Annotated in this window: 12 protein-coding genes; 7 read left to right on the forward strand and 5 right to left on the reverse strand. The window is 73.6% G+C overall.

Going from position 1 to position 15,064, the window contains the following annotated elements:
* Window positions 1-136 precede the first annotated feature (136 nt).
* From FB454_RS17305 to FB454_RS17315, 3 genes are all read left to right on the forward strand, one after another.
* Window positions 137-1,948: a DUF6311 domain-containing protein gene (locus FB454_RS17305; RefSeq protein ID WP_047892941.1), complete on the forward strand. Its 1,812-nt coding sequence runs from the start codon at window positions 137-139 to the stop codon at window positions 1,946-1,948.
* Window positions 1,949-2,022: 74 nt separating this feature from the next.
* A complete protein-coding gene (gene lipB, locus FB454_RS17310; protein WP_030273076.1) occupies window positions 2,023-2,664 on the forward strand; it encodes a lipoyl(octanoyl) transferase LipB in 642 nt (213 codons plus the stop codon).
* Window positions 2,665-2,669: 5 nt separating this feature from the next.
* On the forward strand, window positions 2,670-3,062 hold the full coding sequence (locus FB454_RS17315) for a VOC family protein (RefSeq protein ID WP_013287741.1): 393 nt from the start codon (window positions 2,670-2,672) through the stop codon (window positions 3,060-3,062).
* A gap of 453 nt (window positions 3,063-3,515) precedes the next feature.
* Here the strand turns inward: FB454_RS17315 and aspS are convergent, their stop codons facing one another.
* The gene (gene aspS, locus FB454_RS17320; RefSeq protein WP_030273078.1) at window positions 3,516-4,802 is read right to left on the reverse strand and encodes an aspartate--tRNA(Asn) ligase; all 1,287 of its coding nucleotides are present in this window, start codon (window positions 4,800-4,802) and stop codon (window positions 3,516-3,518) included.
* A gap of 412 nt (window positions 4,803-5,214) precedes the next feature.
* Between aspS and lipA the strand changes: the two genes are divergently transcribed.
* Both lipA and FB454_RS17330 read left to right on the forward strand, forming a co-directional pair.
* Entirely contained in the window at window positions 5,215-6,204 is a 990-nt protein-coding gene (gene lipA / locus FB454_RS17325; RefSeq protein ID WP_013287743.1) for a lipoyl synthase, read from the forward strand.
* 60 nt (window positions 6,205-6,264) lie between these two features.
* A complete protein-coding gene (locus FB454_RS17330; RefSeq protein ID WP_486485428.1) occupies window positions 6,265-8,094 on the forward strand; it encodes a DUF423 domain-containing protein in 1,830 nt (609 codons plus the stop codon).
* A gap of 219 nt (window positions 8,095-8,313) precedes the next feature.
* Here FB454_RS17330 and FB454_RS17335 read toward each other — a convergent pair whose 3' ends face one another.
* Window positions 8,314-11,238 carry an ATP-binding protein gene (locus FB454_RS17335; RefSeq protein WP_486485429.1) on the reverse strand — a complete coding sequence of 975 codons (2,925 nt, stop codon included), beginning with the start codon at window positions 11,236-11,238 and terminating at the stop codon, window positions 8,314-8,316.
* A gap of 152 nt (window positions 11,239-11,390) precedes the next feature.
* On the reverse strand, window positions 11,391-11,561 hold the full coding sequence (locus FB454_RS34900; RefSeq protein ID WP_013287746.1) for a hypothetical protein: 171 nt from the start codon (window positions 11,559-11,561) through the stop codon (window positions 11,391-11,393).
* A gap of 213 nt (window positions 11,562-11,774) precedes the next feature.
* Here FB454_RS34900 and FB454_RS17340 point away from each other — a divergent pair, with 213 nt between their 5' ends.
* Window positions 11,775-12,464, forward strand: a complete 690-nt coding sequence (locus FB454_RS17340; protein WP_013287747.1) for a DUF4191 domain-containing protein — start codon at window positions 11,775-11,777, stop codon at window positions 12,462-12,464.
* Between the two features lie 60 nt (window positions 12,465-12,524).
* Here the strand turns inward: FB454_RS17340 and FB454_RS17345 are convergent, their stop codons facing one another.
* Window positions 12,525-12,980 (reverse strand): RDD family protein, encoded by a 456-nt coding sequence (locus FB454_RS17345; protein ID WP_047891528.1) that lies wholly within the window; start codon window positions 12,978-12,980, stop codon window positions 12,525-12,527.
* Window positions 12,981-13,109: 129 nt separating this feature from the next.
* Here FB454_RS17345 and glnA point away from each other — a divergent pair, with 129 nt between their 5' ends.
* Window positions 13,110-14,534 (forward strand): type I glutamate--ammonia ligase, encoded by a 1,425-nt coding sequence (gene glnA, locus FB454_RS17350; protein WP_013287749.1) that lies wholly within the window; start codon window positions 13,110-13,112, stop codon window positions 14,532-14,534.
* Window positions 14,535-14,716: 182 nt separating this feature from the next.
* Here glnA and FB454_RS17355 read toward each other — a convergent pair.
* Window positions 14,717-15,064 (reverse strand): integrase core domain-containing protein (locus FB454_RS17355; protein WP_145823180.1); only part of this gene is annotated, 348 nt, incomplete at its 5' end.

The raw sequence follows: 15,064 nt of genomic DNA on the forward strand, positions 1-15,064 counted from the left end.
TCCGAGTTGCCGAGACGTTACGGCCGCGTTTCGTCACACCGGAATGGCCGCCGCTCACACATTCACGGTCACCGAAGTGTGCGGCGAGTTCCGTGTCCGGGCGGTCTGCCCAGGTCCGGTTGGTAACGTCCGCTGCGTGCCCTCCTCCCCGTCCCCGGCCGCCGGCCCGGCGCCGACGCGCGTCCGCGACCGGCGCGCCGACCTGCTGGTCACGCTCGCCGCGCTGGCCCTGGCCCTCTGGGTGACGAGTGGCATGTGGCGGGATCCGAACAGCCGCGCGATCACCGTCAACTCCAGTGACCAGGCGCTGTTCGAGTGGCTGCTGGCGTTCGGCGGGCACGCGCTGACCCACGGGCAGAACCCGCTGTACACCACTTTGATCAACGTCCCGGACGGGGTGAACCTCGCGGTCAACACCTCGATCACCGTGTACGCGGCGGTCTTCGCGCCGCTGACGTACCTGATCGGGCCGCCCGCGACGTTCCTGGTGATCCTCACGCTCAACCTGGCCGCGACGGCGGTGGCCTGGTACTGGCTGCTCAGCCGGCATCTGGTCCGCAGCCGGCTGGCCGCCGGGGTGGGCGCGCTGTTCATCGCCTTCTGCCCGGCGATGGTGTCGCACGCCAACGCGCACCTGAACTGGACAGCGGGCTGGCTGGTGCCGCTGCTGATCTGGGGCGTGTTCCGGCTGCGCCGGCCGGGCCGGGCGGTCACCGGCGGGATCGTGCTCGGCCTGCTGGTGGCTGTCGCGTTCTCGATCGCCGCCGAAGGGCTGTTCTTCACCGCGCTGGCGCTCGGCGTGTTCCTCGCGGTGTGGGCGCTGCACCCGGCCCGCCGGTCCGAGGTACGCGCCGCGCTGCCCCGGATGGCGGCCGGGCTGGGCGTGACAGCGCTCGTCGCCGGGGCACTGCTGGCGTACCCGCTCTGGCTGCACTTCCTCGGACCGCAACGGTTCCACGGCACCGGGTTCGACCCGTTGATCCACTCCGAGGACATCGCCGCGTACGGGTCCTATCCGCGCCGGTCGCTCGCGGGCTGGGCCGGGTGGGGCACCTCGCTCGCGCCCAACCCGACGGAGGAGAACTCGTTCTTCGGCGTACCGCTGCTCCTGCTCGCCGCCGCCTGCTTCGCGCTGCTGTGGCGGCGCGCGGACCGCGCGTTCCGGGCCACCCTCGCGGCGCTCGGGGTGACCGCAGTGGTCTTCGCGGTGCTGTCGTGGGGGCCCACTGTGAAGTGGAACGGCCGCCGCTTCGACCAGACGCTGCCGTTCGGGGTGCTGGACAACCTGCCGGTGATCAACGCGGCGTTGCCGTCCCGGCTGGCGCTCGTGGTCGCGCCGGTCATCGGTCTGCTGCTGGCGTACGCGATCGACTCGCTGCGTGCCCGGCCGCCCCGGCGCCGGGTGAGCGGGCTCGCCTGGGCGCTGGGCTTCGCCGCGGCGCTGCTGCCGCTGGTGCCCACGCCGCTGCTGACCAGCGTCCGCGAGCCGATCCCGCAGTTCATCACCAGCGGCGCCTGGCAGCGTTACGTCCCGCCCGACGGGGTGCTGACGCCGCTGCCGCTGACCGTGGACGTCTACCCGGACGGGCAGCGCTGGCAGGCGTACGCGCTCGCCCACCGGCAGGGTGAGTTCCGGATCCCGTCCGGCTTCTTCCTCGGGCCCGGCGGGCCGGAGGGCCGGGGCCGGATCGGCCCGGTACCGCGCACCTTCGACTCGCTGATGGACCAGGCGGGCCGGACCGGGCTGGTGCCGATCATCACCGACGGCAGCATCCGCGAGTCCCGGGCGGACCTGCGCTACTGGGGGGTCCAGGCGGTGGTGCTGCCGGACCGGGTGCACGGCGCCAAGTTCGACGTCGACGAGGAGGCGCTGCGGCGCACCGCCACCGCGCTGCTCGGCCCGCCCGAGCGGGTGGAGGACGTCTGGCTGTGGCGGGTGCCGGCCTGACCACCGCCGTGTCCCCCGCGATGGCGACGAGGCTCACGGGTCCGGTTCCCGGAGGGCGGGACTAGGCTGGACGGGTGAGCGTGACGACTTCCGGGCTGACCGCCGTCCGCGCAGGCCTGCTCGACTACCAGGCCGCCTGGGACGAGCAGCGCCGGCTGCACGAGGCGGTGGTGGCCGGCGAGCAGGGCGACACGGTGCTGCTGCTGGAGCACCCCAGCGTCTACACCGCCGGCAAGCGCACCGAGCCGTGGGACCGGCCGATGGACGGCACCCCGGTGGTGGACGTGGACCGCGGCGGGAAGATCACCTGGCACGGTCCGGGGCAGCTCGTCGGCTACCCGATCGTCCGGCTGCCCGACCCGGTCGACGTGGTCGCGTACGTCCGGCGCACCGAGCAGTTGCTGATCGACGTCTGCGCCGAGTTCGGGCTGTCCGCCGGCCGGGTCGAGGGACGCAGCGGCGTGTGGGTGCCGGAGGACGACCGGGGCCCGGCCCGCAAGGTCGCCGCCATCGGCATCCGGGTGGCGCGCGGCGTCACGCTGCACGGCTTCTCCGTCAACTGCGACTGCGACCTGGGCTTCTTCGACCGGATCGTGCCCTGCGGCATCCGCGACGCCGGGGTCACCTCGCTGACCGCCGAGCTGGGCCGGCCGATCACCGTCGCCGACGTGCTGCCGGTGGTCGAGCGGCACCTGCCGACGTTGACGCAGGTCTGAGCCCCGTGCGGCTCGACCTGGTCACGCTCGTCGTGACCGAGTACGACCCCGCGATCGCCTTCTTCACCGAGGTGCTCGGGTTCGAGCTGGCCGAGGACAAGCCGTCGCTGACGAACGACGGCCGGCCCAAGCGCTGGGTGGTCGTACGCCCGCCGGGCGGCGGCACCGGCCTGCTGCTGGCCCGTGCCGACGGCGAGCACCAGGCCGGCGCGGTCGGCGACCAGACCCACGGCCGGGTGGGCTTCTTCCTCCAGGTCGACGACTTCGAGGCGGTGCACCGCCGGATGGTCGACGCGGGCGTCGAGTTCGTCCGGCCGCCCCGCACCGAGCCGTACGGCCGGGTCGCGGTCTTCCGCGACATCGCCGGCAACTCCTGGGACCTGCTCGGCCCGGCCTGACCGCTCGGCGGCGCGGTGTGCGACCGGTCCGGATCGCCGCCCGCCCAGGGCCACCGCCCGCCCAGGGCCACCGCCCGCCCAGGCCCGCCGCCCACCCAGGCCCCGCCTCGCCGTCGGTCACGGTGAGTCACAAGGCTGCGCCCGCAGCATGTGGCCTCCCGCCGACTTTGCTCTGCAGCCGGATCCGCAACGGTCACTCCCGGTCAACCGCTGCGCCCGTGGCTGCAGAGCAAAGGGCGCAGACACCCTTCCCTCCCTCCCGAGGCCCGTCCGCCATAACCCCAGCTCAGCGCAATGCGTTGGCGTCGAGGGCAGCTCGACCACCCCGAACACCCTCACCGAGCGTGACCGCAAGGCCGAGCGACCTATCGTCACTCTCAGTGGCAGATCCGAGCCGATTCCGGAGAGCGGCGGCGAGACCGACGGTCCCGATGGCGAGCCCGCGCCCCGCCGTCAGGGCGTGAGGCGGTGCAGGTCGCGCGGGAAGGCGGTCACCTCCCGGACGTTCGCCGCCCCGGTCAGCCGGGCGACGAACCGCTCCAGCCCGATCGCGAAACCGCCGTGCGGCGGCATGCCGTGCCGGAACGCGTCCACGTACCCGGCGTACGGCTCCACCGGCTCGCCGCGCGCCGCCAGGGCGGCCAGGTAGTCGGCGTGCCGGTGCAGCCGCTGCCCGCCGGTCACCAGCTCCACGCCCCGGAACAGCAGGTCGAAACCGTTGGAGTACGCGGGCCGGGCCGGGTCCGGATGGGTGTAGAAGGGGCGCTTCGCCATCGGGTACCCGGTGACGAAGAGGAAGTCGCAGCCGTGCTCGCGGAGCGCCCACTCCCCCAGCGCCCGCTCGTGCGCCGGCGCAAGGTCGGGTTCGTCCGCCGGCGCTCCGGCGATCTTCAGCGCGTCGGTGAAGTGCACCGCCGGGATCTCGGCCGGCACCTCCGGCACCGTCACGCCGAGCGTCGCCAGCGCGCCACCGGCCCGCTCGCCGACCGTCGCCACCATCCCGGCCAGCGTCTCCCGCAGCACCGCCATGACGTCCCGGTGGTCGGCCACGAAGCCCAGCTCCACGTCGAGCGACGTGTACTGGGCCAGGTGGCGCACCGTGTCGTGCGGCTCGGCGCGGAACACCGGCCCCACCTCGTACACCCGCTCGAAGACGCCGACCATGAGCTGCTTGTAGAACTGCGGCGACTGGGCCAGGTAGGCGGGCCGCCCGAACCAGTCCAGCGCGAACACGTTCGCCCCGCTCTCGGTGGACGAGGCGACCACCTTCGGCGTGTGCACCTCGACGAAGCCCCGCCCGTCGAGCGTGGCCCGGAAGCCGGACACGGCCGCCGCCGAGATCCGCAGCGCGGCGGAGCGGACCGGGTGCCGCAGCGCGACCGGCGCGTGGTCGAGCTGAGTGGGCAGGGTGGCGGTGAGCACCGGCCGGTACAGGTCGAACGGGGGCGGGACGGCGGGCGGCCCGAGCGGACGTACCGTCGGCTCGACGACCTCGACCCCGGCGGGCGCGGTGGGGTTCGCGACCACGGTGCCGACGACCTCGACGACAGTCTCCTCGGTGAGCGCCTCGATCTGCTCCCGCACGGCGGGCGCGGCGACCACCACCTGGGCGAGCCCGGCGGCGTCCCGGACGATCAGGAAGGCCACCGACTTGAGCAGCCGGCGGCGGTGGACCCAGCCGGCGAGCCGCACTGTGGCGCCCACACGGGCGGGGAGTTCTGTGGACAGGATGCGTTGCACGACGACTACCTCCTTGACCAATCGCAACGCGATCCCCAGGGAGGTGTGGGCGAGCGGGAACCTCGCGGTGCCACCACACCTTCGCCCCCGCCAGGGCGGGAGCCTCGTTCGTCGCCTTTTCACCGGGGCCGGCCGGGCGGGCTCTACTGGGCGCGAAACGCCGTTCTTCCCGCAGCTCGGGAGGGTCTTCGCGGACCGGCGCCAGACCGCCTCACAGCAACCGGCGGCTCTCTCGACTGGCGGATCGGCCCGTTACTCGGCTCCGTCACAGCTCTGCCCGGCACGCTAGCACCGCACGCGCCGCGCTGTGACCGGGTTTTTTCGCCCCTGGTGTCCGGTGTCACAGCCATTCCGGCGTGACGGCCGTCGCCCTCGTTCATCGACCGGCACCGACCGGCGTACGCTCGGTTTTGTGACGATCGAGCAATCCGCGCCGACGACTGAGCAGCCAGCGCGCACCGCGACTGTCGCCCCGGAGGGGCGGCGGATGCTGCGGATCGAGGCGCGCAACGCCGAGACGCCGATCGAGCGCAAGCCGCCGTGGATCAAGGTCAAGGCCAAGATGGGCCCGGAGTACACCCAGTTGCGCGGGCTCGTCTCGCGCGAAGGGCTGCACACCGTGTGCCAGGAGGCCGGCTGCCCCAACATCTACGAGTGCTGGGAGGACCGGGAGGCCACCTTCCTCATCGGTGGTGACCAGTGCACCCGGCGCTGCGACTTCTGCCAGATCGACACCGGCAAGCCGGCCGAGTTCGACGCCGACGAGCCGCGGCGCGTCGCCGAGTCGGTCGCCGCGATGGGTCTGCGCTACGCGACCATCACCGGTGTCGCCCGCGACGACCTGCCCGACGGCGGGGCCTGGCTCTACGCCGAGACGGTCCGGCAGATCCACGCGCTTCAGTCCGGCTGCGGTGTCGAGCTGCTGATCCCCGACTTCAACGCGGTGCCCGAGCAGCTCGCCGAGGTCTTCGGCTCGCGGCCCGAGGTGCTGGCGCACAACGTGGAGACCGTGCCGCGCATCTTCAAGCGGATCCGCCCGGCGTTCCGCTACGAGCGTTCGCTGGACGTGATCCGCCAGGCGCGGGCCGACGGCCTGGTCACCAAGAGCAACCTGATCCTCGGCATGGGCGAGGAGCGCGCCGAGGTGTCCCAGGCGCTGCGCGACCTGCACGAGGCGGGCTGCGAACTGATCACCATCACGCAGTACCTGCGCCCCTCCCCCCGGCACCACCCGGTGACCCGCTGGGTCAAGCCGGAGGAGTTCGTCGAGCTGCGCGAGGAGGCCGAGGAGATCGGCTTCGCGGGCGTGATGAGCGGCCCGCTGGTCCGCTCGTCGTACCGCGCGGGCCGCCTCTACCAGCAGGCGCTCGATGCCCGCCGGGAGGTCACCGTCGCCGGCTGAGGCCGGCCGACCACCGCGTCACCCGCCGCCGGCCGCCTGCCGGATGCCATGATCACAGGCATGACCGTCGGGGTACGCGAGGAGCCACGCGAAGCCGTGCGCCCTCGTACGCCCCGGCGGCTGCCGTTGCCGACGCTGCTCGCCCTGCTCGTCGGGTTCGCCGGTGTGGGCTACCGGCTGGCGCTGCTGTTCGCCGACGCGCCGCCCACCAACAGCGACGAGGCGACGATGGGGCTGGCCGCCCTGCACATCGCCCGCGGTGACGGCTTCCCGGTGTGGTTCTACGGCCAGGCGTACATGGGCACGCTGGAGGCGTACCTGGCCGCGCCGCTGGTCGCGCTGGCCGGGCCGTCGGTGCTCGTGCTGCGGGTGCCCACGCTGGCGCTGTACGCGTTGTTCCTGCTGCTGTCCTGGCGGCTGACCCGGCGGCTCGGCGGTGACCGCTGGTACGCCCTGCTCGTCGTCGCCGTGCTGGCGCTCGGCGCGGACCGGGTGGTGAAGAACCAGCTGATCGCCGGTGGCGGCTACCCGGAGCTGAACCCGGCCGGTGCCGCGCTGGCGCTGCTGACGGTCGGGCTCTGCGTGACCGGGGCGGGCGCGCGGCTGCCCCGCTGGGCGGCCTGGGGACTGGTCGCCGGGGTGCTGCTCTGGGTGGACCCGCTGATCCTGCCGTACGTGCTGACGCTCGGCGCGCTGCTCGTGGCCCGCCGGTGGCGGGAGCTGGCCGGCCGGGCCGGGGTGGTGCTGACCGGCGCGCTGCTGCTGGGCGCGGCGCCGATGCTCGTGGACAGCATCCGGCACGGCCGCAACCCGGTGACCGCGGTACTGGCGGCCGGTGGCACGGGCACACCTGCCGACTGGGCGGACCGGCTGCACGGCGCGCTGGTCCTCGGGCCGCCGCTGGCGATGGGCTTCTGCTCCCCCGGCCGGTGTGCCACCTGGCAGCTCTGGTGGGCCGTCGCGTTTCCGGTGCTGCTGGTGCTCGCCGCGTTCACCGCGTGGCACACGCTTCGCCGTACCTCCGGCGGGCCGGGCTCGCCGGAGCGGGTGTCGGCCGGGGCGCGGCTGGCGCTGCTCGGCGGCGCTGCGGGTGTGCTCGGCGCGTACGCGGTGAGCAACGCGGCCGGGCAGACGCCGATCGAGAGCAGCCGCTACCTGTCGTGCCTGGCGGTCGCCGTGCCGGCCCTGCTCTGGCCACTGTGGCAGGCCGCCCGCCCGCTCGCTGCTCACCGGCTGACGGCGCGCCGCCAGCTCGCCGAGGTGGCGGCATCAGACCGGCCCGCCGAACGCCAGCTCGCCGAGGTGGCGGCATCGGACCGGCCCGCCGAACGCCAGTTCGGCGAGGTGGCGGCATCAGACCGGCCCGCCGAACGCCAGTTCGCCGAGGTGGCGGCATCGGAGGAGGGTGGATACCGCCATCTCCCCGAAGTGGAGTCGATCAAGGCGGCGCGAGGGCGGAGGGCCCGGATGGCGGGGGTCGGGGCGCTGGCGGTTATCGCGGGGGTGCTCGGCACCGGCGTGGCGGCCACTGTGGACGTGGCGCGGACCGCGCCGGGCGTGCACGCCGAGGCGGACCGGCACCGGTCGCTCGTGGACACGCTCGGCGCGCTCGACGTGCGGAACGTCCGCGGCGGCTACTGGACGTGCAACCGGCTCACCTACGCGACAGGCGAGAACGTGCTCTGCGCCGTGGTCGACGACGACCTGACCCCCGGTTTCGACAGGCTGCCCGCGTACCGGCGGGAGGTGGCCGCCGACCCGGACGCGGCGTGGGTGGCACCGGCCGGCTCGCCGCTGGCCGCGCGGCTGGACGAACGCGTCGGCGCCGAATCGGACGCGCTCGACGTGGTCGCGGTGGCCGGCTGGCGGATCTACCTGCCCCGCCGCTGACGCAAGCCCGGCCGGCTACCGGCCCGGCCCGGCGCTCGGCTGTGGCGCTCGGCTGTGGCGCTCGCTGGCCCGGCGCCCGGCCGGCCTAACGCTCGACCGGCCCGACGCCCGACCGGCCCGACGCCCGACCGGCCCGACGCCCGACCGGCCCGACGCCCGACCGGCCCGGCGCTCGATCGGCCTGACGCGTCCTGACGCGAAGCGGGATGGTTCGGCGCGCTACCGGGCGCGGCGCTGTGCCGGGGCGGGCGGCGGAGGGTCGAGCAGGCCGAGGCGGTGGGCCAGCGCGGCGGCCTCCACCCGGTTGGTCACGTCGAGCTTGGCGATGATTCGGGACACGTGCACGCTCGCCGTCTTCGGTGAGATGAACAGGCGCTCGGCGATCCGGCTGTTGCTGTGCCCCTCGGCGACCAGCCGCAGCACCTCCTGTTCCCGGCTGGTCAGCAGGTCCGGCCCGGGTCGCCCGGTGCCGCGCAGCCCGACCCGGCGGGCAAGCGTCGCCGCCTGCTCGCCCAGCGGGGTGGCACCCAGCCGGGCGGCCAGCTCGGCCGTCTCCCGTACCGCGGCAGCCACCTCGTCCCGCTCGCCCGCCGCCGCGGCCGCCTCGGCCAGCCCGAGCAGCGCCCGGCCCAGCGGGTACGGCTGCCCGGCCGCCCGCCACGCCGCCACCGTCGCCCGCCACGCGGCGAGCGCGTCGGCGGGACCGGTGGGCGCCGTCCCGCCGAGGATCGCGGTGACGTGGGCGGCGTGGGCGTGCTCGGCCGGGTGCCGGGCCGGCAGCGCGGCGGCCACCGCCGACACGTCGGCGGCGAGCGTCGCGTCCCCGGTCAGCGCGGCGGTACGCGCCAGCGCGTTCAGCACCGGCCAGCCCTCGCGGGGCAGGTCGGCCAGGTGCGCGTCGGCCAGGGCGGCGCGCGCCGCGCGTACCGCCTCGGGCTTGTCGTCGGCGGCGAGCGCGGCCTCCACGCGCAGCTCGTGCAGCGGCAGCCGGTGGTTCGGCCAGAGGTACGGGCGGCCGAGGAACGCCAGCGCCCGCCCGACGACCTCGTCCGCGCCCGGATGGGCGCGGGCGAGGTGGAGCCCGGCGCGCAGTTGCAGCCAGTGCAGCCCGGACACGCCGGGCGGGTCGATGCGGGCGGCCTCGGCGCAGGTGGCGTCCGCCTCGTCCCAGCGGCCCAGCGCGATCAGCGCCTCGGCCCGGTTCGACAGCAGGTACGCCCCGATCGAGCGGCTGATGCCGACCCGGCGCGCCTCGCTCACCCCGGCCGAGGCCGCCTGTTCGGACTCGTCGTATCGGCCCAGCTCGTAGAGCACGTCGGAGAGGAAGACCAGTGCGCTGACCAGGGCCCACGAGTCGTCGGCCGCACGGGCCCGCGCCTCCACCCGGCGCAGCTCGGCCAGCCCCAGCTCCGGCGTGCCGTCGATGCGGTGCAGCAGGGCGATCCGGGTGGGCAGCAGCACCAGGTCGGTGCCGACCTCGGACGCGCCGGCCGCGGCCTCGGTGGCGACCGAGGCGGCCTCCCGAGGGTCGACCTTCATCAGGTGCGACGCGATGTCGGCGAGCACGCCGAGCCGTTCCGGGCCGTGCGGCGCACCCGCCGCCAACCGGTACGCCTCGCGCAGCTCGGCCGCGCCGTCGCTCTTGCCGAGCAGCGCGAACAACCGGCCCCGGTGGTCGAGCAGGCGCGCGGCGCGCAGCGGTTCGGCGTCGGAGTCGACCTCGGCCAGCGCGGCCCGGGTGAGCGTGAGCGCCCGGCTGAGGTCTCCGGCGGTCACCGCCGCGGTGAGCGTGTCCTCCAGCACCCGCAGATGGTCCATGCCGAGCCGGTCGGCGGCGTCGGGCACCTGCTCCCAGAGTTCGAGGACGCGCTCCAGCAGCCGGCTCTGCTCGGCGTACGCGTACCGCTCGGCCGCCGCCTCGGCGGCGACCCGGGCCGCGGTGAGCGCGCGCGGGTGGTCGTGTGCCGCGTACCAGTGGTGGGCGATCTCGGCCGGCGCGCGACCGGCGGCGACCAGGTGCGGGTTGGCCTCGATCGCCGCGGCGTACCGGGCGTGCAGCCGCGCGTGCTCGCCCGGCAGCAGGTCGTCGTGCACGGCCTCGCGGACCAGCGCGTGCCGGAACTCGTAGTCGCCGTCCGGGTCGGCCACCACGAGCTGACCGGCGACGGCGGCGCGCAGCGCGTCCTCCAGTTCGGCCTCGGGCAGGCCGGCCACCTCGGCGAGGAGCTGGTGGGCGAACCGGGTGCCCCCGGCGGCGGCGATCCGCAGCACCCGCTGGGCCGGCTCGGGCAGCCGGTCGACGCGGGCCAGCAGCAGGTCGCGCAGCGTCTCCGGGATGGCCGCGCAGCCGACCGGGCCACCGGCGGCGGCCAGCTCCTCGATGAAGAACGGGTTGCCCTGGGTGCGTTCGTGCACGTCGTCGACGGTCCGGGCGACCTGCTCGGTGCCGAGCAGGTCGGCCAGCACGGCGGCGGTGCCGTCGCGGTCGAGGCGGCCCAGCTCGATCCGGTCCACGCCGCGGACCCGGTCCAGCTCGGCGAGGAACGGCCGCAGCGGGTGCCCCCGGTGCAGCTCGTCGGTGCGGTACGTGCAGACCACCAGCAGGCGGGTGGCGCGGGCGGCCCGCACCAGGAAGCCGATCAGATCCCGGGTGGACCGGTCGGCCCAGTGCAGGTCCTCGATCACCAGCACCAGCGGGCGTTCCTCGGCGATCCGCCGGAACAGCTCGGCGACCAGGTCGAACAGGTAGCCGCGCGGGGTGTCGGCGAGGGCCGGCCCGGCGGGCGCGGCGACGCCTGCGGGCATCCGGGCCAGCTCCGGCAGCAGCCGGGCGAACTCCGCCTCGTAGCCGGCGAAGGCGGCCGGCCCGTCGTGGCGCAGCACGTCGCGCAGCGCGGCGGCGAACGGGGCGAACGGGAGGCCCGCCTCGCCCAGCTCCAGGCACTGGCCGACGAGCAGGCGCGCGCCGGCGGCGTCCACCTGCGTGCCGAACTCCTCCAGCAGCCGGGTCTTGCCGACGCCCGCTTCGCCGCCGACGAGCACCGTCGCCGGCTCGCCGGTCCGGGACCGGGCCAGCGCGTCGCCGAGCGCGGCCAGCTCGGGCCGGCGGCCGACGAGGACGGTGCTGGCGGCGCGTACGGTCACGCCGTCGAGCATGCCACGGCCCTCCGACGGCCCTACCGGGCCGATCGGACGGCGGATGGCCGCCGGTCCGGCCGCCCCCGTGACGGCCGGACCGGCGAACTCCCCCACGGCACCGGCCGCGCCCACATTCCCGGCGACGCCCACCGGTGCGGTCACCGGCGGGCGTCGGCGGGGCGGGCGTTGTGCTGGCGGCGGCTGAGCCAGCCGCGCGGGTGCCGGCGTGGCAGCGACCGGGCGAGCCGGTCCTGGGCCGCGTCGGCCTGCAGCTCGGCGGCGTGGCTGCGGTGGATGCTGAGGATGAGGTCTGCGTCGTTGCCGAACATCTCGGATCTCCCTGTCGTGCGGTGTGTCCCTGTCGAGATCGACTCTCCGCGCGAAGGTGCCCCCGGGGCATGGGTACGCCGCCTGATCTTCGGCCGTCCGGCCTCCTTACCGGCGGGCCGATTCGGGACGGCGCGGCGGTAAGGTACTCAGCCCACGGCGCAGGAGGCGGCCACGGATCAACGGGGTGTGCGCCGACCACTAGACTCTGCGGTATGGCAAAGCCCCAGGAGAAGGTCTCGTTCGGCCAGCGGCTGAAGCAGATCGGGATGGTGTTCCGGTTCACCGCCAAGCAGGACAAGTGGTTCGCGCCGCTGACCGCGGCGGCGGTGCTGATCCCGCTCGCGCTCACCGTGGTCGCGGTGATCGCCTGGGGCTGGATCTGGTTGCCGATCGGCATCCTGCTCGCCCTGCTCGCCGTGCTGATCGTGCTCAACCTGCGGTCCAACAAGGCGATGATGAACGCCGCCGAGGGGCAGCCGGGCGCGGCGGCGCAGATCATGGAGAGCATGCGCGGCGACTGGCGGGTCACCCCGGCGGTCAGCTCCACCACCCAGATGGACATGGTGCACCTGGTGGTGGGCCGGCAGGGTGTGATCCTGCTGGCCGAGGGCAACCCGCAGCGCGTACGCGGCCTGCTCGGCCAGGAGAAGCGCCGCCTGGCGAAGGTGATCGGCACCGCTCCGCTGCACGACTACGTGATCGGGCAGGGCGAGGGTGAGCTGCCGGTCCGCAAGCTGCGGATGACGCTGATGCGGCTGCCCCGCGCCCTGTCCCCCAAGGACGTCAACGCGCTCGACAAGCGGCTCAAGGCGCTCACCGCGCGGCCGCAGATGCCCAAGGGCGCGATCCCGAAGAACATGCGGCCGGCGCGTGGCGCGTTCCGGCAGACCCGGGGTCGCTGACCTCCGGCGTACGCGAGAAGGAGCCGGTCCCGTGCGGGGCCGGCTCCTTCTTCGTGCGGGTCAGCGGCGCGGGGCGTCGGTGACGACGGACCCGGCGAGCCGGTCGTGCAGGCCGCGCCGGTGCTCGTCCATGAGCAGGGCCGGCACCACGAGGGCCAGCAGGAAGCCGCGCAGCAGTCCGCGGAGCGGCCCGATCCGGCCGCCGTCGGCCCAGGACACGCAGCGCAGCCGGGTCAGGTACATGCCGGGGGTCTGGGCGAACAGGCCGATGAAGAAGCCGTACTCCAGGATCAGCACCAGGACCGGCGGCCAGCCGTCGCGCACCGGGTCGGAGAAGGCCCGGGCGACCATCAGGCACAGCACCCAGTCGATGATCAGGGCGCCGAAGCGGCGGCCGAGGCTGGGCGGGGTGAAGGCGGGATCGGTGGCGGGCGGCACCGGTGTGGCGGCGGTATCGGTCACAGCGGCCAGGGTAGCGCCGCCGCGACCCCTGACGAAAAATACGACATTCGGCATCAGAGGGTGCCGGGATGACGCTCCGCAAGCGACGTAACACGGCGGAAACAGACGAGACACGGCCGGGCAACCCCCCGGCCATAGCGTCGCCAGTAGCCAGCTAACGGAGTGGACCTGCCAGGAGGACGTGTGTTCGCCAATTCCGAGGAACTCCTGCGATACCTCGCCAACGAGGACGTGAAGTTCGTCGACGTACGTTTCTGTGACCTGCCCGGCGTGATGCAGCACTTCAACCTGCCGGTCGAGTCGTTCGACGACAGCGTCTTCACCGACGGCCTCGCCTTCGACGGATCCTCGATCCGCGGCTTCCAGGCCATCCACGAGTCCGACATGCTCCTGCTGCCGGACGTCGCCACCGCCTTCATCGACCCGTTCCGGGCCCAGAAGACGCTCGCGCTCAACTTCTTCATCCACGACCCGTTCACCCGCGAGGCGTACTCCCGCGACCCGCGCAACGTGGCGAAGAAGGCCGAGGCGTACCTCGCCGCCAGCGGCATCGCCGACACCGCCTACTTCGGCGCCGAGGCGGAGTTCTACATCTTCGACTCGATCCGCCACGAGACCTCGGCGCACCAGTCGTTCTACTACATCGACTCGATCGAGGGCGCCTGGAACAGCGGCCGGATCGAGGAGGGCGGCAACCGCGGCTACAAGACCGCCTACAAGGGCGGCTACTTCCCGGTGCCGCCGGTGGACCACTACGCCGACCTGCGCGACCGGATCGTGCGGCGTCTCGTCGACGGCGGCTTCACGGTCGAGCGGTCGCACCACGAGGTCGGCACCGCCGGCCAGTCGGAGATCAACTACAAGTTCTCCACCCTGCTGCACGCCGCCGACCAGCTCCAGCTGTTCAAGTACATCGTCAAGAACGAGACCTGGGCCGCCGGCAAGACCGCGACGTTCATGCCGAAGCCGCTGTTCGGGGACAACGGTTCCGGCATGCACACCCACCAGAGCCTGTGGCGTGGCGGCGAGCCGCTGTTCTACGACGAGACCGGCTACGCCGGCCTGTCCGACACCGCCCGCTGGTACATCGGCGGCCTGCTGCACCACGCACCCTCGCTGCTGGCCTTCACCAACCCGACGGTGAACTCCTACCGTCGTCTGGTGCCGGGCTTCGAGGCGCCGGTCAACCTGGTCTACTCGCAGCGCAACCGCTCCGCGTGCACCCGCATCCCGGTGACCGGCAGCAACCCGAAGGCCAAGCGCGTCGAGTTCCGGGTGCCGGACCCGTCGAGCAACCCGTACCTGGCGTTCTCGGCGATGATGATGGCCGGTCTGGACGGCATCAAGAACAAGATCGAGCCGCCGGCGCCGATCGACAAGGACCTGTACGACCTGCCGCCGGAGGAGTGGGGCGACGTCAAGCAGGTCCCGGGTTCGCTGCCGGAGGTGCTCAACGCGCTCGAGGCCGACCACGACTACCTGCTCGACGGCGGCGTGTTCACGCCAGACCTGATCTCCACCTGGGTCGACTGGAAGCGGGCCAACGAGGTCGACCCGGTGCGTCTGCGCCCGACCCCGCACGAGTTCGCGATGTACTTCGACTGCTGAGGTAGATCAAGGCGCCGACCTGCACCAACAGGATCAACACTGATCTTGGGTACAGGTTGGATACAACCTCACGGACGGCGGTCATGCCCGGCTCACAGCCGGCGTGGCCGCCGTTTCGTGTTGCCCGAGCGCGCCGTCAATGAGCAGCCGGATGCGGTCGAGCACGTCCGGCCACTCGTGCACTAGGTGTAATGCCCAGCAGCGTTGTTGACGCGGCTGATGGGTGGTTTGCCGCCGAGCGAGGTGTGGTTGCGGTGGTGGTTGTAGGTGTGCAGCCAGGCGGGTAGAGCGTCAGCGCGTTGCTGGTTGTTGGTGAAGGGTTGGGCGTAGGCCCATTCGTCGCACAGGGTGCGGTTGAAGCGTTCGGCTTTGCCGTTGGTCTGTGGTCGGTAGCGGCGGGTGAAGCGGGCGGTGGCACCGAGGTCGGTCAGGGCCTGGTGCCAGGCTCGGTCGCGGCGGTAGGCCAATGCGTTGTCGGTCATGACGCGTTCGACGCGGGTGATTCCGTGGGTGGCGAAGTGCTCGGCGGC

The sequence above is a fragment of the Micromonospora sp. CNZ297 genome (genome assembly GCF_007827625.1).

Bases quoted from the DNA above. Each gene is read 5' to 3' on its own strand.
- FB454_RS17345 (WP_047891528.1), bottom strand. From the start codon at position 12,980: ATGCCGAATGTCGTATTTTTCGTCAGGGGTCGCGGCGGCGCTACCCTG.
- FB454_RS34900 (WP_013287746.1), bottom strand. From the start codon at position 11,561: ATGTTCGGCAACGACGCAGACCTCATCCTCAGCATCCACCGCAGCCAC.
- FB454_RS17330 (WP_486485428.1), top strand. From the start codon at position 6,265: ATGACCGTCGGGGTACGCGAGGAGCCACGCGAAGCCGTGCGCCCTCGT.
- FB454_RS17340 (WP_013287747.1), top strand. From the start codon at position 11,775: ATGGCAAAGCCCCAGGAGAAGGTCTCGTTCGGCCAGCGGCTGAAGCAG.